Raw genomic sequence first — 26,167 nt, 5'->3', positions numbered from 1 at the left:
AGGCGCACTTACAGCGGTAGCCGGGGCGGGTGGCCAAGAGCATGCGCACGGTCGGAACCTCCTGTCGGATGGTGCTGTTCGGAGCAGGCGGCGTGGAGGCGCGGTCAGCGGTGGGCAACGAGGGCAGTGATGAATCCGGCGACGGCCTCGGACGGCGTGTAGAGGCCGAACTCCTGGACCCAAGGCTCGGCATTGGTGGGGTGCACCCGGACCTGCCAGACGATGCCGCGCTTCCAGGCGGCGGGGTCCTCGGGGAGCCAGCCGACGTAGACACGGCCGTCCGGGCTCCTCGCGTGGACGTTGGCCTCCGGGGTGTCGACGACTGCCCAGCCGAGGGCGTCGAGGAGGTCGAGCACTGGGCCCGCGCAGTGGTCGGAGGAGAGCCAGCAGCGGTCTTCCGTGGCGGGGCGGACGACAGCGGGCAGGAGGGTGGCGGAGGCGTTCACGGTTGGACGGTCCCTTCGTTGACCTGCGGTTTTTCCCAACACCCGTACGTTGACATGCGGTGTGCCGAAGTACGTAGTCCTTTCCCGGGAAGCGGCGTCTGCCGTGGGCGAACTGGTGGCCGTCAGCAGAGGGCGCGCGGCCCCGGGAATGGATGGGCGGACGCGGTTGTCCTAACTGGGTTGTGGCAACGGGCCGCACGGGACCGAAGGGGGAGCGGGGATGGCGGAGCCGAGCAGACACTGGGACGGAGCCGGGCTGGAGCTCAAGATCCGGGCCGCCGGGCGGCCGTGGACGGTGGGCGACATCGCGATGGTCGCCGACGGCCAGTGGGCTGTCGGTGCGCAGTCCGACGGACGGCGAGACGAGGGCGCGGTGGTGGAGGACCGGATCGCGGATGGGCGTCGCGTCGAGTTGACGGTGGAGGAGCTGGCCCGCGCGGTGGGCTCCCGCATTGGGGATGCCCACCGCGAGGGCCTCGCCTGACCGATCAGCGGTGCGGCCCCAGCCCGGCCACCGACGGGCCGACAGCGGCCGAAGGAGCGTGCTGATCGGGTGACTGGCCCAGGGCGCGTGGAGCGTGCCCGGAGCGGGCGACAGCGGCCTGGGCCAGCCGAACTGCTGGGGCCCGGTCCGCGGTCCCGGCGGCTTCACGTGCTTCAATCACGTGGCTGATTGCCTGCAGGGAAGTACGGCTCTCCGCTTGGGCGACGCGAAGGTCCGCCGCTGAGCTGGTGATCCGTTCCAGGTCGTAGAAGGCCGGCACGTGGCTGGGCCGGGTGAGGGCGTGCTGACGGTCCTGGTGCACAGACACGGCGTTGTCGGTGATGACCAGGGCCGAGCGGATGTGCATAGCTGAGCGCAGGAGCGGGTCGTCGCTCGGGCGGCGGACCGCGAGGGACTCCAGAGCTTCAATCGGGCGGCCCCAGGCTTTCTCGATCATGGCCGTGGCCTGATCGAGTGCCGTGGCGTCGGGCATGGTGGAACTCCCGGCATTCGGAATGGGTGCTTCGGCAGAGGTGCTGTCCCAGAGGGACCGGAGCCGATAGTCAGCGGCTATGGCGTGGGGGTGTCGGGGTGGCCGACGGCCTGGCCCCGAGAGCGGGCGCAGGGATTGCTCGACCGGTTCTGCGCTGAGGCCGCTGTACGGCTGCGGGCGGCCATGACCCGCAGGTCGGTGGCTGTCCGAGGGAAACGTGCGGCGCGGTGGACGGCCTGCGTGACGGCAGTGCGGCGTACGTCAAGGGGAGTGGGAGCCCGAGGAACCTGGGGGGCGGTCGGGCCGACGGAGGTGAGCGAGACCAGGTGCTCCACCTCGCGATGGATCTGGTGCCGCTCACGTGCCGCCGGGGCTGGATCGGCCATGGCCGCTGCCGTTGCGGCGATCAAATGCGAGGGAGTACGGGCGGAGAAGACTGCTTCCGCGCGAGTGCCCCAGCCCGGTGGACCCGCCCAGAGCGTTACGGCTTCGTCGTCCAGACGGGAGCGACGGTTGTCGATGAGGACGCCTGCCTGTCCGTCCAGGGCGATGATCTCGACGGTGCCCGGCTCGGCTCCGCCGTCGCGGGTCCAGCCCGCATCGGTCAGGGGCCGGACGGCGTCGGCCCAGTGATAGGAAGGGCTCGCCAGGAAGCGCCCGTTGCCCTCGTAGGCATCGGCTTCGGCGTAGTCGTGAGCGAGAGCGGTGGTGAGACCGGCGACGATCTCGGCCGGGGTGACATGGTTGAAGGTTGCCGTCCAGCGGGGTGCGGAGACGGCCTCCTCGGCTGCGATGATCTTCCACAGCTCGAAGTCGTCGCCGAACCAGCCGATACGGATCCTCTGATCGGGCGAGGTTACAAGAAGCTGGCAGGGGCCCTCTTCGAGGTAGTGATGGGGCCAGTGAGCGACGGGGGCGAAGCCAGCGTCTCCGGTCCCGTTGGAACCGGCCAGGTACATGGGGCTGACCAGTACCTCTTGGTAGGGATCCTGGGTGTAGGGCTGCCGGGTGTTCATGGTCGAGGCTCCGGGGTGAGGGAGGTGAACGCGCCCGCGTGCGCAGCGGCACGGGCTGCTCGACTGCACGCGGGCGCCGTGGCAACGGGGAGGCGTGGCTGGCTCTCAGCGTCACTCGGATCACCGGCCCCGAGAGGGGGTCGACCGGGCGGTGACGGCTGCGGGCACCCGCGGATGCGGCTGCGGCGCGTGGCTGAACAGAGCGCTCGGCGCGGCGGCGCTCCGGCGCAGGGCCGCCGAAGTTCGGATGTTGTCCGACCCCAGCGGGACGCCGGTGTGGGTCCGGGTGGCCGCCGCGACAGGGGTCGGCGGTGCCGAGCGATTCCGTGCGGCGACGGGGTCACTCCAGCGCTCGACGGCTGCGTAGACGGGGCCCAGCGCTCGCCCGGCGTCGGTCAGGACGTACGGGTCGCCGTGGCGGGGCCCGGTACGGGCGACCAAGCCGTCGACCTGAAGCCGGTTGAGGCGCTGCCGGGTGAAGCCGTTGTCCAGGCCGGCCTCCTCGGCGATGTGGACGATCCGCATGGGGCCGCCCGCGTCGAGAACCTGGATCACGGCGGTCGAATGCCGTAGGTGCAGCCGCCGCACCGCGTCCTCGATGCGTTCGGCACCGGCTACCTGGCCGCCGAGCGACAGGTTGGCCTGGGACCAGTCAGAAAGGGCGTGGTGCACCCGCGACAGCGATTCGCCGAAGGCGCTGAGCTGATACGGAGCGCCATGGCGGTCGGCGGCTCGGGTTACCAGTCCATCAGCGTGCATCTGGGCCAGCCGCTTGCCGACGAGCTGCTCGCTGACGAAGGGGAGCCTGGTCGCGACGTCACGCACACGCATGGGGCTGCCCTGCTGTGCCAGGGTCTGCGCCGACCAGGTGGTCCACTTCGGTGCTATCAGGGAAAGCGCGTCCTCGACACGTTGGGCCTCGACCGACCCGATCGAGGCGGCGGAGGAATGAGAGGAGGCGGACATGGGGCGAACTCCGTAAGAGCGAAGGGGGTTTGTGGATTTGCGGTGCGCCTGGGCGGTCAGCGGGAGGTGCTCTCGGCTCGAAGCCTCTGGAGCACCGCGCCGAGGCGGCGGTTGCTGACGTGGACGCCGCGGTCGTGCAGGCCACGGCGCAGTGCCTCGCGGTTGAGGCGATGCAGGCCGGCGGCGACCTCGCGGGCGATGACCAGTAGGTCCTGATCGTCTGGAGAAGGGGCGGCTCGATCAGCCGACGGCTGCCGAGCAGAGGCGGCGTCCAGGAGGAAACGGACATCCAGCAGGTCCCAGACCGCTTCCGCCTCGCTCTGTTCCTGGCGTTCGAGGTCGACGACTTCGGTCGCGTACAGGAGCACGAGATCGTCGAGGGCGTGTTCGCCGGAGCGGTGCCGCTGCCAGGCCGCGTCGAGGTTGCGGCGGGCTGACCGGGCATCGACGCCGGTCTGGGCGAGTCCGTCGAGCCGTCGCAGCAGGATGGGCAGGACGGGGTCGTCGGAACGGCCGGAGGCGTTGCCGCGCTGCAGCTTCTCCAGCGGGCGGCCGTACCGGTGCTCGACCAGGCGGCGGGTGTAGATCGCGGTGGACATGGGGGGCGTCCTTTCGAGGGAGATCAGCGGGAACGGAACGGCCTGGTGGCCGTGCTTGTCGCAGGTGCGGCGGATGGGTCGACGCCGGGGCTGGTGCCGGAGATCGCTGCAGCGCCGCTGCGGCTGAGGGCTGCGGATACGCGCGGCGTGGCCGTACGGGCGTCTCGGAGGGCCACCTTGCCCTGCGGTGTGAGCGAGAGGAGCTGTCCAGGCCGGTACAGCCCCTCGCTGGTGTCCTGGGCGAGTAGCCCGTCGGTGACCAGCCGCTGGACGGTTTCAGGCCAGACCTCCGGGTTGGGGCGCTGGCCCTGTCCGTCGGAGAGGTAGATGTAGCCGTAGACGGCGCTCTGGTGGAATCGCAGTCCGCCAGCCTCGACGGCTTCGAGGGCCCCGAGGCGGCGATCACCCGAGATGGCCCAGTCAGCGTCCCGGCCGGTCGCGTCATGAGGGTTCATTCCGCCGCCTCCATCCGGGCGAGCAGGGAGCGGACCAGAGTGGGCAGGCTCTCGGGACCGTCGCCGATCCAGACGTGGTCGGTCACCTCGCCGAGGACGTACGCGGCGTCTTCGAGTAGGCCGCTGGAGATCTCCATGCAGGCGTCGGTGATACGGGAGGCTGCGAGCAGGGACTCGGAGAGCACCTCGACGTAGTCGACCGGCGCGAGACCGGCGGCCTCGGCCGCAGTACGGATCGCCGCCAACTCCAGGGCGCTGAAGGCAAAGTCGAACTCGCTATTCTTCTCCACACTGACCCGTGCGGCGAGGGCCGGGTCTGGTGGCTCCGTGGGGATGCCGAGGCGCGTGCAGATCCGGTCGACCGAGGCGGTCAGCTCGGCGAGGGACTCGGTGAGCCATCCCAGCGCCGAGGCGTAGGAGGCCAGGGTGAAGAGACCGGCCGGCGTCGTGGGGAGCGGATCGTCGGCCACGAAGCCTTCGAGCCGGTCGTTCAGCTCGCAGACGACCTGGGGCCCGGCGGACAATGCACCGAGCACGGGGTGCAGGTAGGAACGGCTAGCGGCCGTCGGATACTCGGCAGTGAGGATGCCGGAGACGCTGTGCGCAACCTCGGTGAGGAGGTCAGCCAGTTCGGCGCGTGCCAGGGGGGTGCGGCCGGCGGTCATCGCTGGGGAGCCTTTCGAGGAGCGGCAGCAGTGGGTTGGACTGCTGCGGGAGGAGTTGCCGGGACCGCAGTCGGCTGGTCGACCGCGCGGGGAGAGCGGGATCGAGCGGCCTGCACGCGCGCCTCGGAGGCAGAAGCTGTCTCGGTGTCCTGGTGGGGGCCGGTGCGCAGGTGCGCTGTGCGGTAGACCGCGTAGTCCTTCCGGCTACCGGCGGCGACGAGATAGATCTCGCGCTTGTGGTACGAGGTCGGAGGAGCCGGGCGGAACTGGATGACCATCCGGTAGGAGACGGACGGATCGACGTAGACCTTGTGGAAGCCCGCGAGGCGACCCTTCAGCGGTAGGCAGTCGTCGCTGCCGTGAACCAGGTTCTGCAGTTCCAGCAGAGCCAAGTCACGCATCTCGTCGGGAAGCTCCCGCAGGTCCGCGATGGCGTCCGGGTGTGCGGAGAAGGCGAAGCGGGCGCGGCTCACATCGACCGCCCGGGGCTCGGTCGCTGTGCCGTTCCTGTCGACGGCGCGCTGGGGGCGCCGAGGCCGGCCTTCGGTATCGCGGAGGCACCGGCCGACCGGGTGAGGGCAGCGCGGGTCCGGAGGGCAGCGGCGTCTCCGCGGTATTCCGGCGGCTGCGGCAGCGCGGTGCTGCGGTCGTCCAGCCAGTGCCGGGCGGCGTCCTCGTCGGCGAAGGCACCCTCGCGCATCGTGTACGTGTGTGCGTCGAAGTCCCCTTCTTCGAGGAAGACACGAATCGGCGCCTGAGCAGCAGTGGAGTCGCGGGTCAACGTCCATGTCTCGCACGGGTCGAAGTCCGAGGTGTAGCTGTCGAGGACCTTGTACCGGTCGCCCGACGTGCGGAGCTTCTGTTCGACCCGCGCGGTGAGGTCGTCGGCGGGCTTCATGAAGTCGTCGCCAACCTGGGAAATCCGCTCGGACGGGCAACCGCGCTCGGTCAGCCAGTTCTGAGCGAAGGACACGGTGGAGTGATAGGTCGACTCGAACGTGAAGGTGTTCTGGTTGAGGTCCCGTGCGACCTTGATCGCGCGAATCTGGGGCTCGCCAGGTACCCCCCAGGTGACCGAGCCGTCGTGGGCGAGGACGAAGCTGTGGGAGCCGTTGGGGGTGGTGTGGTGCTCGGCAAGGACGGTCAGGTCGCCAGCCCAGAACCGCTGCTGCGCGTACTCCGAGTCTGCGTCGGCGGGCTCGAAGTCGTCCAGGCGGAAGTCGAGTTCGTTGCTCATGCCGCCAGCTCCAACTGCTCGGGCGTAGGGGTGGCCAGCACGCGATGGTTGGGTCGGTTGGGGCTCGTCGTGCACGCGGCGAAGGGGCCGTCGGGAGCACGGAGATGGACCAGCGCCTGGTCCAGGTGGTCGCGGTGCCACGTGGAAGGACCGGACAGGCCGGCCTCGGTGTCGGTGAGCTGCTGCCACGCGAGCCAGAGTGCGTGCAGCCGGGCAACGGCTTCGGGGTGTTCGTGCCACTGCGCGCACCATGGGCGGGTCGTGCTGATCTCTCGGCCGTACACCGGGAGGAAGAGGTAGTTCACCCAGTCGCTGAGGGCGGCGATCTCGGTGGCGTACGCCTCACCGCCCAAGGCGAGGATGAACACCGAAGCGGGGCCATCCTCCTGCGCGGAGCTGGTCGCCTCTGCGGCCGGAACGCCGTCAGACGACGGGAGTGCGGCGGAGGCGGGAGCGGGCTCGGAGCCCAGGCGGTCGAGGATGACGCCGTGCTGCCTGACCTCGGCCATGGTCTTGGCGAGCGTGCTGGCGAGGTCGTCGAGGTCCCCGTCGGGGACGCGGAACGGCTCCGGGTCGGGGGCGGTCGTGCTGGTGTCGGACATGGGGGCGTGCTCCATCTGTGAGACGGCGACATGAGGAAGAGGATCCGGAGGAACCGCGATTTGGTCCGGCCGGGAAAGCCCGGTAGTGGGGCGCTACGCCGTCGCGCAGCGAGGGCAGCGCGGGAAAGGCGGCGCCAACAACTGCATTGCTCGTGCGGCCTGTTGGGGAACAACGCCATTGCCGAGCGCCGTGAGCTGAGCTGGTCGTCCGAGCCCTGGAGTGGCGGTGACCCAGCCGGGCTCCAGGCCCTGCATCCACTCCACGAAGTCGGCACGAAGCCGTCCGGCCCCATCGGCGGGCGGAGGCGCGGGGCGGGTGAGCATCTCCCATCGGGTGATGGCGGCTGCGTACGCCCCCCATCGGCGGTCGGGCTCTCGGTTTCCGGAGTCGATTCCGTCCAGAGCGGCAGAACCACTGCCGACAGGGGAGGGTGCCACCCCTTGCCCGGCCGGCGTCCCGGCGTGCCCGTGTCGCTGGCCCGCGGTGTGGGCAGCAGCGATGCCGCCGGGCTCGGCAGGGTCATGTCCCCATTGCCGTGACGCTGGTTGGGCGAGCCCTTGATCCCGTCCGATGCCTTCGGCGTAGGCAGGAGCCACTCCACCTCGTCGGCCAGGTTCGGGCCGTGTCCTCCGCTCTTCCTCTTGGAGGGGTGTTGCGAGCCGCCGTTCTTCGCGATGTTGCTGGTCGGCGTCTTGAATAGCGTGTTCGGCGGGCCAGGCGACGAGGAAAGTGCGCTCGCGGCGGTGCGGGGCTCCGATATCGGAGGCGCGAAGCACGAGCCACTTCGCGTCGTACCGGAGGTCGGCCAAGGATCCGAGTACGGCACCGAGTGCCCGCAGAGGAGGCTGACCTGGGGCGTCTCCCAGACACCACGGGCAGGGTTCCACGTCGCCAGGGGAACCGGCGGGTGAGGTGAGGAGGCCGCGCACATTCTCGATCACAACCAGGCAGGGTCGGAGGGCTGCGACCGCACGGGCGACGTGCAGCCAGAGCCCGGAGCGGGTCTGGGAGTTGAGTCCGGCCCGGCGGCCGGCGACCGAGACGTCTTTGACAGGGGAAACCGGCCGTCAGGACGCACACCTGGGGAACGGTGGACCAGTCGACGGTCGTGATGTCGCCCAGGTTCGGGACGCCGGGCCAGTGGCGGGCCAGGATGCGCGAGGCATTCGGATCGACTTCCGCGTGCCAGGCCAGCGTGCCGCCGAGCGCGGACTGGACGCCGAGGTCCAGCCCGCCGTACCCGGAGCAGAGCGAGCCGATCAGCGGAGGGCGCGCGATGGCGGTCTGCATGTCACCGACCCCGAGCGATCCGGTCCGCAGGAGCTGCTGCTCCCGGGACAGTAGGCGAAGGTGAAGCGAATGCAGGAGCTGCGGTCGTGGACCGGCTGCGGGCTGCCTGCAGCCGCGTGGACGGAGGCGAAACCGTCGCCGACGCGGCGTGAAGAGAGTCGGCTGCTTCGCGTAGGGCCGTGGTCGCTATGCCGAGCGCGTCATCCGTCACCCGCGCCGCAGCCTCCCGAGCGTCCCGGGCATCGGGCTGGTCGCGGAGGTGCTCGGTCTGGTTCAGGAACGAGAGCTGGTGGGCCACTGCCCCGAGAGCGGATGCCGCCTCGCCGGCAGGGCCTACGGCGGCGGCGAAGCTGGTGATGACCCGCGCACTGTGGGCCTCCTGGTCTTGGTCGGCGACACGGAAGAGGACTTCGTCGCCCAAACCGCGTATCAGCGTGCCGAGTTCGGAGATCTGCCTGGCGACGACGACGCTGTTCGGCGAGCGGTGGGGGTTTCCGGGGACCGGGAGCTTGCCGCGCTGGGCATCGAAGGCTGAGGCCGTGGCCCGCAGGGCCAGGGCGTCGGAGACGGGGGTGTTGTTCACGGTGAATCCCAAGGGAGAGGACGAGCGACGGGAAGGGGGAGGGTTCAGCCGTGTCCGCGAGAGGGCGGTCGCACGGCGACCGGGCTGGGGGCAGATCCAGGCCGGGCCGAGGGTGGCGAGACTGGGCGCGGTGTGCTGCGGGCGAGCGCCGCGTGCACCTGCGCAGGGGGCGGCCCGGTCGGCGAAGGAGCCGGGGCCGTCGGCGTCGGTGCGGAGCGGCCGTTCGCCGCCTGCCAGCGGGCACGCACTTCATCGAGTGGACCGAGCGCGTGCAACGCGTGATTGATGAGCCGCCCGGGGGCCAGAGCCTCGTTCTCCGCCAAGGCCCGGATGGCACGCGCAGAGGTCGCCGCCGTGCGGGTGACCGACGAGCGCATCACCAGCTCGCCGAGCCATTCGGCGCTGCCTGGGCCCACGCCGTCGCAGATAGCGGCGAGCTGATCGCCGGACAGCGTTCCGTCGGCCAGAAGCCCGCGCCGCTGGGCCTCCCAGAGCAAGGTGACCCGATCGATGGGTTCACCCCGGTGGTGCAGCGCGCCGAGGCAGCGGTAGAGCTGCCCGTGGGCGGGGTCGGCGAAGTCGCCAGGCCGCAGCCAGCCGACTACCTCGTCCATGGCCTTCGGCTGCTCAGCGAGGACGGCTAGAAGGAACCGCTCGTCCTCGGCGACCTGGTCGGCCCGAACCGGCGGTGGCACGGCCGGGACGGTGGCCGGCGGAGTAGCAGGCGCGACCGGGCGCGGTTCGGTACCCCACCGCTGTGCGAGATCGCTGAGCACGCCGGTAAGGACGTCCGCGTAATGCAGGGCTCCCTCGACTTCGCCCTGCAGGGAGTCGGCGCGAGCCGCCTGGTGAAGGCGGATGGCGTGTTCCGTGATGCTGCGATGGATCGCGCCCTCCAGCACCATGCGGCCGTACACCGGAGCGTGCGCGGGACGCGGGCAGGCCGAGATCAGGGTGTGGGCGTACACCGCGGTCAGCCCCCGTACGTGGGTGCTGGCCTCGTCGACCGCATCGGTCACCCATGACAGCGGTACGGACTGTTCGGCCAACGCGGGGTGGCTGTCGTCCCGGAGCTTGCGCAACGCGGCGAACAGCGCCTGGTGGACCGGCCGGTAGAAGTGATCCGGCGCGAGCCAGTCAAGGTGCGAGAGCTGACCCGGGTCGAGCAGCACGGAACCGAGCACCGCCTGCTCCGCACCGAGCAGCGGGTTCATCGCTGCCCCCCTGCATCAGAAGCGGGAGGTTCGCTATCCCGGGCGTGGAGGTCGTCGACCGCCTGGTCGGCAGCGGCCATCGCCTGGGCGAAGCAGTCCAGCGTGCTGGTGAACGTGGGATCGGAGGCGAGTATCGAGCCGGCCCCGCTGACCAACCACCACTGCCCGTCGCGCAGAACGACCGGCGAGCGTACGAACCGCCCGGGACGCGGCTTGGGCGCGCTCATGCCGACAACCCGAAGTCGTCACGGCCGTGGGTCTTCGCGATGGCCCGCTCGGTGATCGCCTTCGTCGCACGGGCCGAAGCTGGGCCGACCACCTTGGCGGACGGCTCCTTGTACCAAGGCCGGAGATCGAGCATGGCGACCCGGATGCCTGTGGCCAGGAGCAGTGCCTTGCCCTTGGGCAGGGCACGGATCGCATCGGGCGGCAGGATCCGCTCGGTGCGCATGCTCACCGAGGTGGACTTGCCGCCGTCGCTGGTCGACACCGAGGTGGTCTGCACGTCGTGGTCGCCGACCTGCCTGCTGAGCCGGTCGGCGAAGTCCGCGTCGTCGATGCCACTTCCGATGATCTTGACGGTGGCCGCGGACCAGAGCGCGTCCATGCCGGTCTCGCCCCAGCACCGCTGGCCCTGCCGGTAGGACTGCAGGATCGTCATCGGGATGACGCCTCGGCTGCCCAAGTGGCTGTACAGGTCAGGGAGATCCGAGATTTTGCAGACGTTCGCGGCTTCGTCGAGGACGCACAGGGCGGGAGGGTCGAGCCGTCCGCCGGAGCGCTCGGCGACGACCACGGCCGCGCGCATCACGGCGTCGGCCGCTGCGGCGATGATCGCGCTCGCGCTGCCGCCGCCGTCCTTGCTCAGCAGGTACAGGGTGTCGCGGGACGTGGCGAAATCGAAGGGCTTGAACTCGGGGAGATCCTTGGCAGGCGTGACCCAGGCTGCAACGTCCGGGTCGAGCAGACAGCTCGCGTACTGCCGCGCGGTCTCATAGATGCCGTCGCGGGTCTCGGTCGCGCCGGAGACAGTGCCCTGAAGCTGAGCGGCCACCGCGTCGTGGCCGGCATCGGTGAGCAGGTCGACCGGGGTCCGGTCGGCGGGGGAGGCGAGCCAGGCCAGGACATCGGTGATCGGGCGCCGGTGGCTGGCGGCAGCGAGGAACAGCCCGCCGAGCGTGTTACTCGCGGCGGTGGACCAGAAGTCGGAGCCGTTCGACTCGTCCACGCTGGCGGCGACAAAGTGCCCGGCCAAACGTTTCGCCCCGGCCAGGTCGCGGGCGTCGGCCAAGATGTCCCACCACATCTCGCGCGGGTGGTGGGCGATCTGCTGGGGGTCGAGAGTCCAGATCGTGCCGACCTCGGCCCGAGCGTCCACCGTCGCGGTGAAGGCGTCGTTCGCGGCCTTGTTACTGGTGAGCAGGACCGGGCCGGGCGCCGCGAGAATCGCGGGGATCGCGAGTCCGGAGGTCTTCCCGCTTCGCGGAGCCATGATCGCGACGATCACGTCCTCCCAGGACGCGCGGACATTCGCCCGCCCCGGAGAGAGGGTGCCGAGAAGGATGCCGCGGTCAGCAGGGGCGACCTCTTTTACACTCCCGGCCGCTCAGGGACGGCCGCAGATCCTTGGCCTTGGCGGTGATCTCCTTGTCCAGCAGCGGAGCGAGGTCGGCCTTCCGGGCGAGGCCGTTCTTCGCGCCGCCGCGCAGCCGCATCCACAGCACCAGGCCGAGGAAGGTGAGGCAGACGGACAGCAGACCGGGGATGATCCGCACGCCGACCAGCAGGGCGGTGGTACTCAGGTGCGGCCACAGCACCTCGGGATGAAGCAGCGCGTCAGCGGCCCTGAACGGAGACCACGGCCCCTCCCCGAAGAGGGAGTTGGTGAGGTTGCCGCTCAGCCAGGCCAGCGAACCGAAGGCGAGCGCGATGCCGAGTATGCCGAAGAGGAGGTAGAGGAGCGCGTCCGATCCGGTGGTGGTCGAGGGTGCGCTGGTACGCGGTGCGGGCATGGTGGGTCCTGGAAGTGAGCGCAGGCGAGTGATGGGGGCGGGGCGCGCGGCGCTCTTCTGCTGGTCATCGAGGAAGCGCAGGCGGCGCGGGCGAAGTAGGCGTCGTTGTGCAACCGGGCCCAGCGGCCGTCCTGGCGGATGACGGTCGCGACGATGTCGAGCCCGCTGGCCTGGTTGCGCATGGCCGCCCACCGGCAGGCCGCCGGATCGGCGTCCGGCTCTATACCTGAGGCGTCGAGAACCTCGCGCGTCAGCTCGAACCAGTCGTCGTCGAGTTCCACGTCGGTGGTGTTGCGAATGGCGCAGTGCCAGGTGAGCCGCCGGGACGCGGTGTGACCGGCCCGCGGTTTCCGCAGCGCGACCGGTTCATCGAGCAGCAGTGCCAGGTGCGGCTGGACGACGGTCTCCTGGGCGGTCAGCTCCGGGGACCAGGCGGTGAGCAGGTAAGGGGCGAAGCCTGGCTCGCTGCGGTGGAGGCGGCCGAGGAGGTCCGTGGTGCTCTCGGTGCGCCGCACATCGAAGCGCAGGGGGTACTCGGGCATGGGGTATCCAGGTCCTTGACAGGGGAGCCGGTGCCCCGCTGAGGCGGGGCACCGGGCGGTCAGAAGTGGGGGTTCTCGGTCGGCTGGTCGGCCTCGGTGGCTGCCTGGAGCAGTTCGGCGAGGTCGTCGGGCTCGGAGGAGCGCTGGTCGATCCACCACCCGGCACGGGTGATGGTGCGAGCGGCCTCTTCGATCTCCTCCCACTCCGTCTCGCTGGTCTCGCCTTCGAGGACCAGGGCGGTGTAGGCAGCGGCCAGGAGCTGGTGGCGACAGCGGACACCCCAGGCGACCGCTCGCTCGGTCCCCTCCAGAGGAGGCATCCGGTACTGCTTCGACCAGGCTTCGGATTTGGCCTGCTCTTCGGCCCGCTTGGCCTCCAGCCAGGCGGCCTTGTCCTGCTCGTCGCCTTCCTTGGCGGCCCGCCAACAGTCGGTGCACTCCTGCTTGGCGAGCCATTCGGCGAAGCCCGCGCGACGGTCGGCTGCCCGGTCGGACAGGTCGCGTTCGGCCTGGTGGCCGCAGGAGTGGGTGATCTGCCAGATGGTCTTCACGGCCATGGGAACTGCTCCTTACGGGAGTTGGGTCAACGATTGCGGGAGAACGCAATGCGCGGGTCGACCGGCCGGGCCGCCGGAGCGGAGACGGCGGGAGCGGGGACCGGCGCCTTGCCCGGGAGGCCGGCGCGGGCTGGGCTGGCGGCGAGCGCGGCGGCGCTAACGGGGAACTTGCGGGTGGTGAAGCCCTGACTGCGGTCGTGGCGCGCGGCTGGCGCGGGTGCAGGAGGGCGGCGCGTTGCTACGTCCTGGGCGAGACGGGGCTGCACCGCGACCTGGAGATCGGATCGGTGCATCGACACCGTGGCGCTGGCGACCTTCTCCAGGGCCTCGGTGCGGTTGGCGGTGATGGGCAGCGTGTAGATATCCAGGTTCGGGTTCAGCCGCCAGCCGTGTTCCTCCAGGATCAGTCGGCTGCCGAGCGCGGAGGAGTGGTCGCTGGTGGCCGCGACGATGCCGAGCCGCGGATGCTCGGCGAACGCGACGTCGGGATCTATGCGCGGGGGCCGGTCACGGGCGGGAGTTCCACCGGAGGCCAGCGAGGGGTCGAACGCGGCATCCACGTCGACCTGGTAGCCGGCCTTGCGTAGCAGTGCGACGGCCCGGGTGGCGCGGCCCTGTCCGTCACGCTGCTGGTCGGCCAGTGCGTACAGCGTCGGCTGGTCAGGGACCGGGTGAAACTCGAAGCCCTTCAACATCCATGTGCTGGCGGCGAGTTGTTTCGGGTTCGCAGCGACGATGCCGTAGTCGGGGTGGCGGCCGATTGCGATGTCGGGAAGCGAGTCGTAGTGGGTGGGCATGACTGATCCATCCGGTGCAAGCTCGGGGGCTGAGGCGGTCGAGGGCCGGGATGGTTCTGCTGGTGCGGGACATGGCGCACTCCGAGGCGGGAAGCGGTCAGCGACCGGGTACGGACGGGGGACGGGCGGGCGACAGCGCGGGGCGTACGGCCGAAGCGGCTGGCAGTGGTGCTGGGCTCGTGCGCTGAGCGGTCGGCGAGAGCGCGAGAGCAGAAGTCACGCGCGGCGAGGCAGAGCCCGGCCGTGGAGGCACGTCGAGCTGATCAAGACGCGCGTCGACGGCGGCGAGCAGCTTCGGCTCCTGGGATGGCGAGATGATCAACGAACTGCCGTCAGGGAGCGCGACGTGGACGATGTAGTCGCTGGCCGTACTCGACGGTGCACTCCAGGTCACGCTGCCGAAGGGGAGCGGTGAGGTGTCCGTACCCGTGCTCCCGTTCCGGGGCGCTGGCAGTGGAGTGCAGAGGAAGAGGAGCGATGGTGCGCGCGGTGACGGCTGTGATCTCCCGTCGGAGGGAGACCAAGGACTGGTCGGGGTGCATGGGGCTTCTCCATGGCGGGGTGCCTCAGCAGCCGACGACACGAGCCGCAAGCGCTGGGGCGATGGGGGTGGCGGCGTTCCATGAGGATCCGGCGATTGGCCGGTTTGGTACCGCCGAGATTCGGTGCTAGAGCCGTCAGCGGGAACGACGCGGGGCCGCCGGATTCGATGCGGGCGGTGCAGGAGGCGGAGCGGGTGGGGCCCCGCGGTTGCCTGATGTGGACCGGGCGAGGGCCACATGGGCACGTTCGGCCTGCGAAGGTTGGTCTGGGTCCACCCGGCTGGCCAAGTAGTCGCCAGCCCGAGTGAGCGCCGGGCCTTGGAAGGACAACTCGTCCGCGTAGTGCCAGCCTTCGGAGTTGCGGATCTCCTCCGCCCGGCTCACGTACATCGCTCGCGAACCGGGTTGTGAGAGGGCGTTCAGGGATAGATTGCGGTGCTAAGTCGCTCCTGCGGTCAACAATCTGCGGGCCGATTCACACCTTGCATGCGTCTTCGCGACCTTTCGGATGTCGACTTGTACACCCGTTTCATCCGCTTCTCGGTGCTGGATTCCGTCTGGCTTATTAATGGGACAGAAGATCCCCATCAGTGTGAAGTTTCCAGGCATTTCAGGCTGTGCACGTTGGCGATGAATGCGGCAAAGCAGCTCGAAATACCCACCGCGAATCAACATCAAACGCCCACTGAGGCGTCCATAAGCGCCATGACCTGGTCCCACTCGTTATGGATCTGGCCTGCCCGTTCCAGGGTGGTGTCGATTCCGCGTATCCGCCGGAGGTCCTCGCTGATCGGCCCCTCGACGTAGTCGGCGCCGTTGGCGGCGGCGCGGACACCGGCCAGTACCTCGGGGCCGTGGGCGAGGAAGACCTCGACGTGCTTACACGCTTCGGCGTCACGTTTCACTTTGCCGTCCGCATAGCCCTTCTCGTCGATGGGCCAGCCGTCGTGGTCGCAGAAGGAGTCCGAGATTGCGTTCCAGGCGTCGGACGCCTGCCTGATGGCCGGCGGCGGCAGAAGCCAGCGCCGGGACATGCTGCCGCCACGCCAGGTGATCGGCGGCCGACGCTGGCTGGTCTTCATGGGGAGCGGGAGATTCGGGCACGATGGATCCTTGTTCGTATGCCTCTGCTCACCGCGAACGCGGCAGTGAGCGGACGGCGGAAGGTGGAATGGGAGCCGCAACCTGGTTCTGCTGGCCGACGGAAGGCCCACTGACTGACACGACCGGGGAGACACGAGCCGCTGCTGCCGCTCGGTGCGAGCGGGAGCTGAACTCGTGACCCAGGCCCTCCCTCACGAGGTACAGATCCTCGCCGAGATCGGTCAGGCGGCCGGTCAGGGCGTCCAACTCGGAGTCGCTGCCACGGGCTCCGTGGGTGCGGCACCACTCCGAGGCGGTTTCGAGCATCTGGTGCAGCCGGGCCACCGCGCCGAAGTCGTCCGTGAGCGCCTCGTGGAACAGCTCGGCGAACTCCTCGGGACGGGCGGCGGCGAGGCGATCGATCCAGTCGCTAGAGAGCCGGTGCCGCGGTGCGCGGGCTCAGGCCCGAGGCGGCACCTCCCCCATGGACTCGGTGGTCTGGTCGCGGTACGGTTGACGGCATGGTTCAACTCCATTGCATGGTCCGCTAGTTGAGCTAGGCCGACATGCGGGCGTCGGTGTCGAACAGCTCTCGCTCGGCCGGGTGCAGGATGTGCTGGGTGATGAAGCTCCGGCCCGCGACCTTCCACAGGCCCCGGCCCTTGGTCAGGGCGGACACGGCCTGGGTCTCGACGCCGGTCAGGCCGAGCAGGGAAGCGGCAGCAGCGACCTGGTCGGGTTCCTGGCGGTAGATGATGCGGGTGGAGCAGTCGGCCAGCAGGCCCTCGGCTAGCACCCGGCCTCGCGAGCCGGCATCGCCTGCGCTGAGCAGGTCGCTGAGGCGGTGGATGACCATGAGGTTGGCGATGCCGAGCCCGCGGGAGAGCTTCCACTGGGACTGCATGCGTTCGAGCAGGCCGACGTGCCTCATCACGCGCCACGCCTCGTCGTAGATCACCCAGCGTTGGCCGCCGTCCGGGTCGGCGAGAGCGCTCTCCATCCACGCCGAAGCGCAGGTCATGGCCAAGACCAAGGCGGTGTCGTCACCGGAGCCGCCGAGGCGGGAGAGGTCGATGGACAGCATCGGGGTGGTCGGGTCGAAGGCCACCGTCGACGGAGCGTCGAACATGCCGCTCAGGTCCCCGTGCACAAGACGGCGAAGGGCGTGCGCGAGGTCCTGCGCGGCGGGCCCCATGTGTCCGGCCTGGTCGCCGAGAGCTCGGTCGAGGCGCTCGGGCGAACCGAGGGCGTGCGCGATCTCGCCGAGCAGCGGCACCGTGCCGCTGGCGTCGGCCTCCGCGACGACTAGGTCGAGAGCGAGGTCCAGAGCTGTGTGCTCCATCGGCAGGAGATCGCGCTTCAGCACGGTGCGAGCCAGGCCCGCCAGGAGTAGGAGGCGGCGCTTTCGGACCTCGGTCGACCAGTCGCCCTCGCTCACCGAGGCGGGCCGAGCCGGAGCATCCAGCGGGTTCAGCCTGCCCGGGAGCCCCGGCCCCAGCGTGATGCTGTAGCCGCCGAGAGCCTGTGCGACGGCCGTCCACTCGCCCTTGGGATCGCAGGGAACGTAGACCCGGTAGCCATGGGCAATCGCCCGGGTGGCTATCGACTTGGCCAGCGCGGACTTGCCCATGCCGATGATCCCGGCCAAGACAGCGTTCGGATTCGTGAAGCCCTCGATCCGCCCGCTGCTGTACAGCGAGAACGGGTCGTAGCAGAACGCTGCCTCCGCGTGCACGTCCCTTCCGATGAAGATCCCTTCGGCGCCCAGGCCGCCCTCCGCGAGAAACGGATAGGCACCGCTGACGGTGGCTGTGGTCATGCGGTGGGCGGGCAGGCTGATCTTGCCGCCCCGAGCTGAGGAGGAGCCGGGGCGTCCGGACGGTGGGTAGGTCGGCCGTAGTTCCGGGTCGAGGTTCTCCTCGGCGCGGTGCTTCGGCGGTGCTCCGGCAAGGCGCGCCTGGCGGCGGGCCTCGGCGAAACCGGCACGGGCGGCTCGCTGCTCGGCGCGTGATGCCTTGCGGGGGACGAACAGGTGGGAGGCGCTGGCGCGGGTACGAGGCATGAACGTTTCTCCAGACGGAAGGCGGGTCAGCGGTGGACGAGGCCAGTGAACGGCGCGTACAGGTCGGCCGGGGTAGTGCGGCGGCGCACCAGGTGCGCGGTTCGCTGGTGGCGCTGGCAGATGGTCAGATCTGCCGCCCCTTCCGGCAGGCCGGCCTGGCACGCCTCGCGCTCGGGCACTTCGCCGGAGTCCGGCCGGGGTGCCGCGTGGTAGGCGGCGTGGATGTGGTCGGCGGCCTGCCAGATTCGAGTGCGGGCGGCGCGGAGCTGGTCGCCTTCGACCGGCACGAGCTGTCCGGTGCGAGAGGTATGGGCGTCGAGCAGGCCGTGTAGCGAGACGAGGTGGTCGTGCAGGGCGTCCAGCTCGGCGCGGGTGGTGACGAGAGGACCGCCCGGAATGTTGAGCGCGCGGTGGAAGTCGAGCGCGGCGGTGGCGAAGGGCACGAAGTCCTGCGCGGTCGTGCTGGCGGTGCGGGACATGGGGGTGCTCTTTCGGAGGGAGGAGAGGCCAGCATCAGGCGGCGAGGGCGAGCGGCATGGCGGCGACGGTGAACGCTTCGGCCTGCTGCCAGGTGAGCGGCCGGAGGTCGAGCTGGGCGCCGACGGCCGCGGTCTCTACGACGGCGCAGGCGGAGCGGAGTTCCTCCTCCGAGTCGGCCGAAACGGTCAGCAGGCCGGTCAGGGCGACATCCGCGTGGCCCGCGATGAGCTGGCGCTCCCGGGACTTGATGTCCTGGTACTCGATCGAGTCCGCCTCGGAGTCGACCTGACCCCGTCGGGCTCGCTCGGCGGCGTCGGCGATCACGCTGGCCTTCTTGCGCTGGACATCGCGCAGGGCGGCGTCCAGTCCCTTCGGCTCGTACGACAGTGACAGCGTGCGCCGGACCCCGGCGGTGAACAGGAGCTGGTGCAGAAAGCCCGCCGACGTCTCGGTCCTCGGCCAGTTCTCCACCCAGTACGTGGCGTGGACGGCCGAGTCGGTCGCGATGTGGTCCGCCTTCTCGACGACCACGACCGGGCCGGCAGCGGCGGACTCAGCCTCGGGACGACCGGCGGTAGACCAACGATCCAGCGTAGCGAGAGCCTTGGGGTCGTACGCCGTTCGCACGACGGCCGCGATCTCGCGGGCGGTGAGCCAGCCGGTGGGATTGAGCCCGGCGGTACGCGCGGATTGGTCGAAGGTCGAGGCCAGTTGCGCTAGGACACTGAAGGAGCCGGTGAGGCCGCCTCCGGCCTGGTTGATCAGCCGCCGGGCGGCCTTGGCATCGAGCGATACCGCGACGTACGCCTCGTGCGGCGCCGCCGCCGGGCCAGCACTCTGGATCAGCTCGCTGTAGATCGCGCCAGCCACGGGGGCATTGGGCTGGCCGTGCTCCTCCCAGTACCGGCGCAGCGCGTCGCCGGAGTCCGGGACGGTGCGCTCGATCACCTGGATCCGGGCGACCTGCCCGGTCCGGGCGAGCGCGGCCAGCGCGCGTCCCCAGCCGTTGACGTTGGCGTTCTGGGTGCCCGGGTCGAGCAGCGCGTAGGCGCGAGAGGAGACCTTGACGACGGCGGTCAGCGTGCGGGTGTGGGGGTTGTGGATCGCACCGTATCGGCGATCGGGGGCGGTGACCACGCGCAGGCTCGCCGCTGTGCCGGGCAGGTGGAGCAGCCCTTCGCGGATCGGGCGGCAGGAGGGCCGGGTGAGCCAGATCAACTGGCCCCGCATCCGACGCAGGACGTACCGGGCAACGATCGGAGCCCAGTCAGCCAGGGCGCGGCCTCGGTAGCGGACGAAGACGAGGAGGGCGATGGCGGACCAGAGGGGGATGAGTTCGAGAGCGCTGCCCACGCCGCGGGTGAGGATCACGGCGAACAGGAGGAGGCCGGTGAGACTGACGACGATCAGTTGCGGGGCGGTCAGGCCGAGCAGGATGCCGCGCCTGCTGCGGTGGGGAAACTTCACGGTGGTTGGGGTGGCTTCGGCCTGCGGCTTGTCAGACATGTGGTTCCAGACGGTGGGAGCGGGCGGAGTGCGAGGCGCGCGGCGCTCTTCTGGAGGTCATGGCAGGGATCCGTTTCTGTTGATCGGCGGCGCGGGGTACGGGGGCGGGCTGCGGGAGGCAGCCCGCCCCTCGGCTGTGGTTGGTCAGGATCCCGAAGGCGGCTGGCTGGGGTACGCCCAGCTTGTCGGCGTCGGGGAACCGGTTGCCGACGGACCGGTGGAAGGCGGCGGCGGTGCGGCAGGGCTGCTCGTGCCCCCGGGTGCAGGGCCGGCAGGCGGCGCGGCACCGGCGCGGATCATGCTGCCGCCCGCAGCCGACGCGCCAGCGAACTGACCAGAGCCGCTGGCGGCACCCGGGGCGCCCGCTTCGGAACCTTCCGTTTCGCCCCCGCTGGGTCGGGTGATGAGCGGCGGGACGCCGGGTCGCTGGATCAGGGCGCGGCCCTTGTCGCCGGAGGCGTTCGGGTCTTCGCCGTACCGGAAGCTGGTCCGCGGCTTGGGCGGTCCGGCGTCGATGCCCTCCTTGCTGAGGTTGCCGCCGGAGGGGTTGATGCCGGAGGCGACACCATCGGCGCCCGTGCCGGGGACCTGGCTCGGACCCTGCGGAGCGGGGGTTCCGGTGCTGGCCCGCATCGCCAGACTGCCTGCGGTCTTCGCCGCCCCTGCGGCGACCGCCATGCCGGCAACGCTGGTGCGGTGCAGGTCGTCGTGACCCCCACCGTCGCTGGCCCAGTGGACGAACTTATAGGTGGCGTAGGGGCAGAGCAGCACCAGGACCATGACGACGATGCCTGCCATCGCGTCGGACAGCGCAGCCATGCCGTCGCTGGCATCCGACTTGCCCATCGCCGAGACGCCGATGAGGAAGACCACGGTCATCAGGAGTTTCGAGACGACCAGCGTGGCGGTGGCTTCGATCCAGCCGCCCCGCCACCGTTTGGCCACTTCCCAGCCTCCGCCGGCTCCGGCGAAGACAGCGAGGGCGACCAGGACCAGGACGCCGACCTTGCGAGCGACCATGACCCCCCAGTACATGAACGCGCCGATCGCGCATCCTAGGGCGACCAGAGCTGGGACTCCCCAGCCGAGGCCGTACATCGCCCCCAGTAGGTTGACCTTCACCACACGGCGGATCGCGTCGTCAACTGAGCTGTTGGCTGCTTGGAACAGGCCGTCGGACAGTGCGTCGACCACGGTGATGGCGACGGAGGTGAAGGCGATGGCGCAGAAGCTGAAGAGGACGCCGGTCATGGTGCCGATGGCGGCTTGAGCCAGGGCGCGTCCGTCTCGGCGCCAGGCCGCGAGCATCAACTGGATGCAGAACGTGCCGACGGTCAGCGCGAGCCCGATCGGTAGCAGCAGTTCGTAGTTGTCCCGGAACCACTTGGCGTTGAGATCGATGGCGGTCGTCGCGTTGACGGCCTTAGCGGCGAGATCCGCCGCGCTGGCGGCCAGTTCTCCGGACGACTTCGCGATCCATGCTCCGATGCCGTCGGTGACGGCCCCGGCGGGGTTGGTGGCGAAGTCAACAGCACCGCACACCTTGTCCATCAGCGGAAAGTCGCAGACTCCCATGGCGATACCTCCTTTCTGGGTTGGGGGTCAGGGCGCGACGGACGGCATGACGCCGGCCAGGGCACAGGGGTGGGAGGGGCGGCACTGGACCGCGAGGGTGGTTACGCGGTTCTCCGCACCACCGGCAGGCGAGCCGTTCCAGGCGATCGACTGCTTACCGGAGACGGTCACGGCGTAGACGTACGCCTGCGTGATCGTTCCGGGATTCGCCTGAAGGGCCTGGGTGAACGAGTCCGGGAAGTGACCCTCGTTGACCTTGGCGGTGGCGAACTGGCCGTTCGTGGCCATTTCCTTCCACAGCGCAGGCGAGGGAACGACCACGTCGACTGAGGCGGGGTCGGCGTACTTGGTCTCGGTGGTCAGCCACCGGTGCAGGGCGGTCAGCAGCTCTGCCTGGGAGTACGCGCGGGTGTCGTAGGACCACACCGCTGCGGCGGCTGCCTTCCCGAACTCGATCGGATCGTGGGTGTCCGGTGGGATCGGGAGGGAGTGAGGGCGTGACCTCGGCGAGGGCGACCCGGACGTCGAAGCGGCCGAGGAAAAAGGAGAAGACGAACTCGCTTGCGGCACAGGGGCTTTGGGCGACGTCCTGCCATCGCGGGTGAGGTAGGCAGCCAGGCCGGCGAGGGCGACGAGCACCACCAGGACGGCAGTGCCGAGCAGCGCCCGGCGGCGCACGCGAGATGCGCCGCCGGGGTTCGAGGAGTGGGAAGGCATCAGTGGACCTGCGTCCCCAGCGTGCTGAAGAACGCGACCACACCGTTTGCGGCACCCAACAGGAGGGCCGCGCCAGCGCTGACCAGCACACCCTTCTTGCCGTTGGCCTCGGCCTGGTGGCCGCCGGAGTGGTGGCCCCAGGCCCACACGCCCGCGCTGACGGCGAGCGCGCCGACCACGGCGATGATGCCGAAGAGGTTGATGGAGCCCATCACCTGCTTGAGGACGGAGAGGCCCGGCAATCCGCCCTCGTTGGGCTTGATCCCGGGGTCGTAGGCGAGCTGGACGACCTTGTCGGCGAGATGCATGGCGAACTCCAGTTCGATTTAGTGCACGCCAAAGCCCGTGGGAGCGAAGCGGCGGTGCGAGAAGGAGGGGGAGGGGGAAGCGCCTGTAGGTTCCGATTTGACTTGTCGTCTGGCGATTCGCTGACCTGCGGCTTTGCCTGGCTGTCCAGGCAGCTTGTCGGCGGATTCGTCCAATCAACTTGTCGGATTCTTCAGCCGAGACGGCCCGTTCGGGCCCTGCTGACAGATCTCTCGGACAGCCGACCTGCGGGTTTGCCTCAGCGGGTGACAAGCCGACGACAGAATGGCCGGACAGTGACAGGTTGAACCGGAACCTTCAGCGCCGGTCAGACGACTCGGCGGGCCGCGAGAATCTGAGATTTCCAGGACGCGAGGGTCGCGATGCGGACCACGTCACCGGTATGCGGGGCGTTGATGATCAGACCCTGGCCGATGAACATGCCGACGTGTTCGGGGACGTGGGACGTTCCTTCGGTGAAGACGAGGTCGCCCGGCTGGAGAGCGTCGGCCGATACCGCCTTGCCCTCCTTGACCTGCGTGTACGTCGTCCGCGTGAGGGTGACCCCGGCTGCCTTGTACGCCTGCTGCATCAGCGAGGAGCAGTCGCAGCGGCCCATGGGGTCGGGCCCGTGGGAGTCGGTGCAGCTCCCGCCCCACTGGTACGGGGTGTCGAGTTGGCCGAGCGCCCAGCGGATTGCCGTCTGGACCTTTGGCGGAGCGCCTGCCGGGATCTTGTATCCGGCCGGCACGGCGCCGGGTGGGATGGTTCCGAAGTTGGTTCCGTCCCCGCCGGTCGTACAGCCGTCCGCGGTACTCGGTGGAGAACTGGCCGTGCTGTCCGAGCTGGATGGCGAGGGGCTCGGCGACGTGCCGCTGGCCTTCGACAGCAGCGGCTCGATCGCCTGCTGCAGGGCGGTGGCCAGGGGCTCCCACTTCGCGTAAGCCTCGGGGAAGCCGGACTTCTGCACCGTCTGGGCGGCCTGGGTGACGGACAGGGACTGCCAGCCCGAGACCTTCTTCAGCGCCTCGTAGAACTTGGTCGAGGAGTGCACCGGGTCGAGGATCTCGTTCGCGGTGCCCCAGCCCTGCGATGGCCGCTGCTGGAACAAGCCCAGTGAATCGCGGTCGCCGTAGGTCAGGTTCCGCAGGCCGCTCTCCTGCAGGGCTGTCGCCAGGGCCACGATCTGGCCCCGGGCCGGGATGTTCATCGCGACGCCGGTGGCCTGGATGGTCTTGGCGTTGGGGATCTGCTCGGCCGGGCCGTCCAGGCCCGGCATGGAGACCGTGCCCTTGCCGCCGCCATCTAGGATCGCCTTCACCTGAGCGGCAACGGCTGAGGTATCCACAGCCTGTGTACCGCCGGTCGAGCAGGAAGCCGAGGCACTCCCGGCCGCGATACCGAGGATCGGAACGGCCAGCAGCAGCGGACCGGAGGCGAAGAGACCGACGACGGCTCCGGTGCTCTTCTTCTTCATCGCCGCCGCCGTTCGCCGATGCGGACAGCCCGGCCGGGCAACGGGGTTGGGTCAGGGCGTGGGCGTATCAGGGCGTGCTGCATCGCAGCGGCTCCTCGCGGTTCGTAGGAGGCGCGGTGCCGACTTCTCGTGCAAAGCCGTCGGCACCGCGCCGATGTGAATCCGCCTCTCAGGGCGGGCCAGTGTCAGGGGAGTTGGTAGCTCCCGGACGCCGGTCTCAGGTCATGCGCGGCAGCCGGCCGCGCTCGTAATCTCAGGCGGTGCACCGGGTCTCCTCACGGCTTCGAGAACGGGGGGCAACGTGCCCGCCGGACCGCGTTTTTGGACGCGGCAACACGGATCAGCACAGGTCAGCGGGGGTGGAGCCGGGCTCCGCCTCGGTGACATGGCGAGACAGTAGACCGGGATTCCGGCCGCACCAAACGACTGCCGAACCCGGGCCCGGAGCACGGCACGGGCTCGTTAGGTGCGGCCGGAAATCGCGGCTAACCTCCGGCGCAACCCCACTCCGAACGGCCGCTGTTGACCGCCGTCCGGAACGGGCCCAGTCCCGCCGTGCCCTGAAAGAGGCCCCGCACATGAGTTACACGCTGCACCGAGGCGACGCCCTCACCGTGCTGAAGACCCTCCCGGACGAGAGCGTCAACGCCGTCATCACCGACCCCCCGTACAACTCCGGCGGACGCACCAGCTCGGACCGCACCGGCCGCACCGCCCGAGCCAAGTACGTCACCAGCGGATCGGCGCACGACCTGCAGAACTTTCCCGGAGAGAACCGCGATCAGCGGAGCTATCGAAGCTGGCTGACCGCGCTGCTCACCGAGGCGTACCGGGCCGCGACCGAGCACTCCGTCGCCATGGTGTTCTCCGACTGGCGCCAGGAGCCGACTACCAGCGACGCCCTGCAGATGGCGGGGTGGACATGGAGTGGCACGATCCCCTGGATCAAGCCCGCCAGCCGGCCCCGCAAGGGCGGGTTCAAACAGTCGGCCGAGTTCATCACCTGGGGCGTCAAGGGCAGCCTCAAAAAGGACCGGGACCTCTACCTGCCCGGCCACTTCATCGCTTCCCAGCCGCGCAAGGATCGCGTCCACATCACCCAGAAGCCGGTCGAGATCATGCAGCAGCTCGTGCAGATCTGCCCCGAAGGCGGCACCGTCCTCGACCCGTTCACGGGCAGCGGCTCGACAGGCGTCGCCGCCCTGCGCGAGGGCCGGCAGTTTGTGGGAGTCGAGCTGTCCTCGCACTACGCCGGCGTCGCCGAAGAGCGACTCCAGCGTGCCCTGACCCAGGACGACTTCGAGTTGGCAGGACCCGAAGAATGAGACCGGACCATGCCAGACGACCAACCTTGACGACACGCAAAACGGGGGCGGGTGTGTTGTCGGAATACCGATGCACACCCACCCCCGAACGCTCGTCAGCGGTCTTCGACGCTTCGCCGGACGAGATCACCGGCTCTCGCCAGGTCCTCCTGGGACCGGATCCGCAGCTCCAGAGGGCCCGTCCCCAGGCAGCCGATCTTGCGTACGTCACGGGTGAAGCCCTCGACCAGCTCGACCGTGTCCGGGTCGACCGCAAGCCGGACCACGAGGGTGTGACTGCGCGGCTGGAAGCGGGCGGTGGCGACGTTCTTGATGCGCCGGTAGGCGACGTAATGCAGCTGGAACTCCTTCTGCACATCGGCATGGGAGATCAGCATGGCGTCGAGGTCGGCGTACAGATCGCGCAGTGACTGAGGCGACTCGTCGTAGAACTGCCGGACCGGCTTGACCGTTGAACCACCACCCCCAGGACCCGCCGAGGGCGCACCTGTGCTCCCGGGTGTGCTTGGGGTCCGGGACGATGTCGTGGAGCCGGTCACGGAGGCGACCAGCTGCAGAGCCAGGAGGCCCCCACCGAAGTCCCGGTAGCTCACGAGATCGATCCGGCGGCCGATCTCCCCCAGCGCGTGCGCGTCGTGCGACGTGAAGTCGCCGGCGATACACACCAGGCGGGGACTGCTCCAGTCCACCAAATCGGCCGCCTCGCCGCCCAGTCGCTCCTTGACCAGGCTCTCGAACTCGTGCCGGTGATCCCGCAGCCACGACAGATACGAAAGAGCCTGCGTGATCACAGCCTTCCCGTTCGAACGCTTGTACTCCACGATGACCGGGTTGCCGTTCTCGTCCAGGCCGAGTGAATCGATCCTCCCGTGGTGACGAGGGCCGGTGGCGTACTCCGAGGCCAGGAACTGGATCCCGAGCATGGCCTCCATGTTCGCCTCGATCAGCGTCTGCAGATGGCGCTCCAGAGCCACCGCCGATCCGGCGATCTCGACTGACCGGCCGTCCACGACGCGGAACAGTTTCAGATCATTCACCGGTCTCTCCCGTTCACCCCAGCACCTTCTATCGAACAATCGCTTTGGGGGCGGGCAGTATTCCGGGCGGGCGGACGCCAGGCAACCGCAGAAGCCCG

At 69.7% G+C, this 26,167-nt stretch carries 28 protein-coding genes and 4 pseudogenes; 5 read left to right on the top strand and 27 right to left on the bottom strand.

Features of this window, described 5'->3' with window-relative positions:
• Positions 1 to 104: 104 nt before the first annotated feature.
• The gene (locus ACIRJP_RS25650) at positions 105 to 446 is read right to left on the bottom strand and encodes a DUF317 domain-containing protein (protein ID WP_404178490.1); all 342 of its coding nucleotides are present in this window, start codon (positions 444 to 446) and stop codon (positions 105 to 107) included.
• 220 nt (positions 447 to 666) lie between these two features.
• Between ACIRJP_RS25650 and ACIRJP_RS25645 the strand changes: the two genes are divergently transcribed.
• Positions 667 to 930, top strand: a complete 264-nt coding sequence (locus tag ACIRJP_RS25645; RefSeq protein ID WP_404178487.1) for a hypothetical protein — start codon at positions 667 to 669, stop codon at positions 928 to 930.
• Between the two features lie 4 nt (positions 931 to 934).
• On the opposite strand, the gene ACIRJP_RS25640 is transcribed toward ACIRJP_RS25645, so the two are convergent.
• From ACIRJP_RS25640 to ACIRJP_RS25590, 11 genes and pseudogenes are all read right to left on the bottom strand, one after another.
• Positions 935 to 1,423 carry a hypothetical protein gene (locus ACIRJP_RS25640; protein ID WP_404178484.1) on the bottom strand — a complete coding sequence of 163 codons (489 nt, stop codon included), beginning with the start codon at positions 1,421 to 1,423 and terminating at the stop codon, positions 935 to 937.
• A 77-nt stretch (positions 1,424 to 1,500) separates the two neighbouring features.
• On the bottom strand, positions 1,501 to 2,439 hold the full coding sequence (locus ACIRJP_RS25635; RefSeq protein WP_404178481.1) for a DUF317 domain-containing protein: 939 nt from the start codon (positions 2,437 to 2,439) through the stop codon (positions 1,501 to 1,503).
• Positions 2,440 to 2,559: 120 nt separating this feature from the next.
• The gene (locus ACIRJP_RS25630) at positions 2,560 to 3,405 is read right to left on the bottom strand and encodes a winged helix-turn-helix transcriptional regulator (protein WP_404178478.1); all 846 of its coding nucleotides are present in this window, start codon (positions 3,403 to 3,405) and stop codon (positions 2,560 to 2,562) included.
• 56 nt (positions 3,406 to 3,461) lie between these two features.
• Complete coding sequence (locus ACIRJP_RS25625) at positions 3,462 to 4,004, bottom strand: hypothetical protein (RefSeq protein WP_404178475.1); 543 nt, start codon at positions 4,002 to 4,004, stop codon at positions 3,462 to 3,464.
• A 23-nt stretch (positions 4,005 to 4,027) separates the two neighbouring features.
• The gene (locus tag ACIRJP_RS25620; protein WP_404178472.1) at positions 4,028 to 4,459 is read right to left on the bottom strand and encodes a hypothetical protein; all 432 of its coding nucleotides are present in this window, start codon (positions 4,457 to 4,459) and stop codon (positions 4,028 to 4,030) included.
• A complete protein-coding gene (locus ACIRJP_RS25615; protein ID WP_404178469.1) occupies positions 4,456 to 5,124 on the bottom strand; it encodes a hypothetical protein in 669 nt (222 codons plus the stop codon). Before ACIRJP_RS25615 ends, ACIRJP_RS25620 begins: the two co-directional genes overlap by 4 nt.
• Complete coding sequence (locus ACIRJP_RS25610) at positions 5,121 to 5,597, bottom strand: hypothetical protein (protein WP_404178466.1); 477 nt, start codon at positions 5,595 to 5,597, stop codon at positions 5,121 to 5,123. The genes ACIRJP_RS25615 and ACIRJP_RS25610 overlap by 4 nt, the downstream gene beginning before the upstream one ends.
• A complete protein-coding gene (locus ACIRJP_RS25605) occupies positions 5,594 to 6,361 on the bottom strand; it encodes a glycosyl hydrolase (RefSeq protein WP_404178464.1) in 768 nt (255 codons plus the stop codon). The genes ACIRJP_RS25610 and ACIRJP_RS25605 overlap by 4 nt, the downstream gene beginning before the upstream one ends.
• Positions 6,358 to 6,963, bottom strand: a complete 606-nt coding sequence (locus ACIRJP_RS25600) for a DUF4913 domain-containing protein (RefSeq protein WP_404178462.1) — start codon at positions 6,961 to 6,963, stop codon at positions 6,358 to 6,360. Before ACIRJP_RS25600 ends, ACIRJP_RS25605 begins: the two co-directional genes overlap by 4 nt.
• 93 nt (positions 6,964 to 7,056) lie before the next feature.
• Positions 7,057 to 7,953: pseudogene (locus ACIRJP_RS25595) on the bottom strand (DNA cytosine methyltransferase); the annotation flags it as partial.
• Between the two features lie 121 nt (positions 7,954 to 8,074).
• Positions 8,075 to 8,194: pseudogene (locus tag ACIRJP_RS25590) on the bottom strand (DNA methyltransferase); the annotation flags it as partial.
• Between ACIRJP_RS25590 and ACIRJP_RS25585 the strand changes: the two are divergent.
• Together ACIRJP_RS25585 and ACIRJP_RS25580 are read left to right on the top strand one after the other, a co-directional pair.
• Complete coding sequence (locus ACIRJP_RS25585; protein ID WP_404178711.1) at positions 8,147 to 8,308, top strand: hypothetical protein; 162 nt, start codon at positions 8,147 to 8,149, stop codon at positions 8,306 to 8,308. The pseudogene ACIRJP_RS25590 and the gene ACIRJP_RS25585 overlap by 48 nt on opposite strands.
• Positions 8,309 to 8,513: 205 nt before the next feature.
• Positions 8,514 to 8,789, top strand: coding sequence for a hypothetical protein (locus ACIRJP_RS25580; RefSeq protein WP_404178459.1), 276 nt, complete (start codon positions 8,514 to 8,516; stop codon positions 8,787 to 8,789).
• 92 nt (positions 8,790 to 8,881) lie between these two features.
• Here the strand turns inward: ACIRJP_RS25580 and ACIRJP_RS25575 are convergent, their stop codons facing one another.
• The 7 genes and pseudogenes from ACIRJP_RS25575 to ACIRJP_RS25545 form a co-directional block, all read right to left on the bottom strand.
• Entirely contained in the window at positions 8,882 to 10,051 is a 1,170-nt protein-coding gene (locus ACIRJP_RS25575; protein ID WP_404178456.1) for a DnaB-like helicase N-terminal domain-containing protein, read from the bottom strand.
• On the bottom strand, positions 10,048 to 10,278 hold the full coding sequence (locus ACIRJP_RS25570; protein ID WP_404178453.1) for a hypothetical protein: 231 nt from the start codon (positions 10,276 to 10,278) through the stop codon (positions 10,048 to 10,050). The genes ACIRJP_RS25575 and ACIRJP_RS25570 overlap by 4 nt, the downstream gene beginning before the upstream one ends.
• Positions 10,275 to 12,063 (bottom strand): annotated as a pseudogene (locus ACIRJP_RS25565) (type IV secretory system conjugative DNA transfer family protein). Before ACIRJP_RS25565 ends, ACIRJP_RS25570 begins: the two are co-directional and overlap by 4 nt.
• Entirely contained in the window at positions 11,949 to 12,605 is a 657-nt protein-coding gene (locus ACIRJP_RS25560) for a hypothetical protein (RefSeq protein ID WP_404178450.1), read from the bottom strand. The pseudogene ACIRJP_RS25565 and the gene ACIRJP_RS25560 overlap by 115 nt, the downstream one beginning before the upstream one ends.
• Before the next feature lie 59 nt (positions 12,606 to 12,664).
• Positions 12,665 to 13,162, bottom strand: a complete 498-nt coding sequence (locus ACIRJP_RS25555) for a hypothetical protein (RefSeq protein WP_404178447.1) — start codon at positions 13,160 to 13,162, stop codon at positions 12,665 to 12,667.
• Positions 13,163 to 13,188: 26 nt separating this feature from the next.
• On the bottom strand, positions 13,189 to 13,959 hold the full coding sequence (locus ACIRJP_RS25550; RefSeq protein WP_404178444.1) for a hypothetical protein: 771 nt from the start codon (positions 13,957 to 13,959) through the stop codon (positions 13,189 to 13,191).
• Between the two features lie 1,231 nt (positions 13,960 to 15,190).
• Positions 15,191 to 15,551 (bottom strand): annotated as a pseudogene (locus ACIRJP_RS25545) (hypothetical protein); the annotation flags it as partial.
• A gap of 228 nt (positions 15,552 to 15,779) precedes the next feature.
• Here ACIRJP_RS25545 and ACIRJP_RS25540 point away from each other — a divergent pair.
• Entirely contained in the window at positions 15,780 to 16,139 is a 360-nt protein-coding gene (locus ACIRJP_RS25540; protein WP_404178441.1) for a hypothetical protein, read from the top strand.
• A 1-nt stretch (position 16,140) separates the two neighbouring features.
• On the opposite strand, the gene ACIRJP_RS25535 is transcribed toward ACIRJP_RS25540, so the two are convergent.
• The 7 genes from ACIRJP_RS25535 to ACIRJP_RS25505 form a co-directional block, all read right to left on the bottom strand.
• Positions 16,141 to 17,646 (bottom strand): ATP-binding protein, encoded by a 1,506-nt coding sequence (locus ACIRJP_RS25535; protein ID WP_404178438.1) that lies wholly within the window; start codon positions 17,644 to 17,646, stop codon positions 16,141 to 16,143.
• Between the two features lie 26 nt (positions 17,647 to 17,672).
• Positions 17,673 to 18,125, bottom strand: a complete 453-nt coding sequence (locus ACIRJP_RS25530; RefSeq protein WP_404178435.1) for a DUF6238 family protein — start codon at positions 18,123 to 18,125, stop codon at positions 17,673 to 17,675.
• Between the two features lie 34 nt (positions 18,126 to 18,159).
• Positions 18,160 to 19,632, bottom strand: a complete 1,473-nt coding sequence (locus tag ACIRJP_RS25525) for an SCO6880 family protein (RefSeq protein WP_404178432.1) — start codon at positions 19,630 to 19,632, stop codon at positions 18,160 to 18,162.
• Positions 19,633 to 19,776: 144 nt separating this feature from the next.
• Positions 19,777 to 21,207, bottom strand: coding sequence for an ATP-binding protein (locus ACIRJP_RS25520; RefSeq protein ID WP_404178429.1), 1,431 nt, complete (start codon positions 21,205 to 21,207; stop codon positions 19,777 to 19,779).
• 27 nt (positions 21,208 to 21,234) lie between these two features.
• The gene (locus ACIRJP_RS25515; protein WP_404178426.1) at positions 21,235 to 21,924 is read right to left on the bottom strand and encodes a hypothetical protein; all 690 of its coding nucleotides are present in this window, start codon (positions 21,922 to 21,924) and stop codon (positions 21,235 to 21,237) included.
• Positions 21,924 to 22,232, bottom strand: coding sequence for a DUF6112 family protein (locus tag ACIRJP_RS25510; protein ID WP_404178423.1), 309 nt, complete (start codon positions 22,230 to 22,232; stop codon positions 21,924 to 21,926). Before ACIRJP_RS25510 ends, ACIRJP_RS25515 begins: the two co-directional genes overlap by 1 nt.
• Positions 22,233 to 22,558: 326 nt before the next feature.
• Positions 22,559 to 23,707 carry a C40 family peptidase gene (locus ACIRJP_RS25505; RefSeq protein ID WP_404178420.1) on the bottom strand — a complete coding sequence of 383 codons (1,149 nt, stop codon included), beginning with the start codon at positions 23,705 to 23,707 and terminating at the stop codon, positions 22,559 to 22,561.
• A 578-nt stretch (positions 23,708 to 24,285) separates the two neighbouring features.
• Between ACIRJP_RS25505 and ACIRJP_RS25500 the strand changes: the two genes are divergently transcribed.
• A complete protein-coding gene (locus ACIRJP_RS25500; protein WP_404178417.1) occupies positions 24,286 to 25,032 on the top strand; it encodes a DNA-methyltransferase in 747 nt (248 codons plus the stop codon).
• A 95-nt stretch (positions 25,033 to 25,127) separates the two neighbouring features.
• Here ACIRJP_RS25500 and ACIRJP_RS25495 read toward each other — a convergent pair whose 3' ends face one another.
• Positions 25,128 to 26,069 carry a transporter gene (locus ACIRJP_RS25495; protein ID WP_404178414.1) on the bottom strand — a complete coding sequence of 314 codons (942 nt, stop codon included), beginning with the start codon at positions 26,067 to 26,069 and terminating at the stop codon, positions 25,128 to 25,130.
• Positions 26,070 to 26,167 lie beyond the last annotated feature (98 nt).

It is taken from the genome of Streptomyces sp. NPDC102437 (genome assembly GCF_044765565.1).
GTDB lineage: Bacteria > Actinomycetota > Actinomycetes > Streptomycetales > Streptomycetaceae > Streptomyces.
Note: the sequence above shows the minus strand (reverse complement) of the source record. Positions and strands in the feature narration are given on the sequence as shown.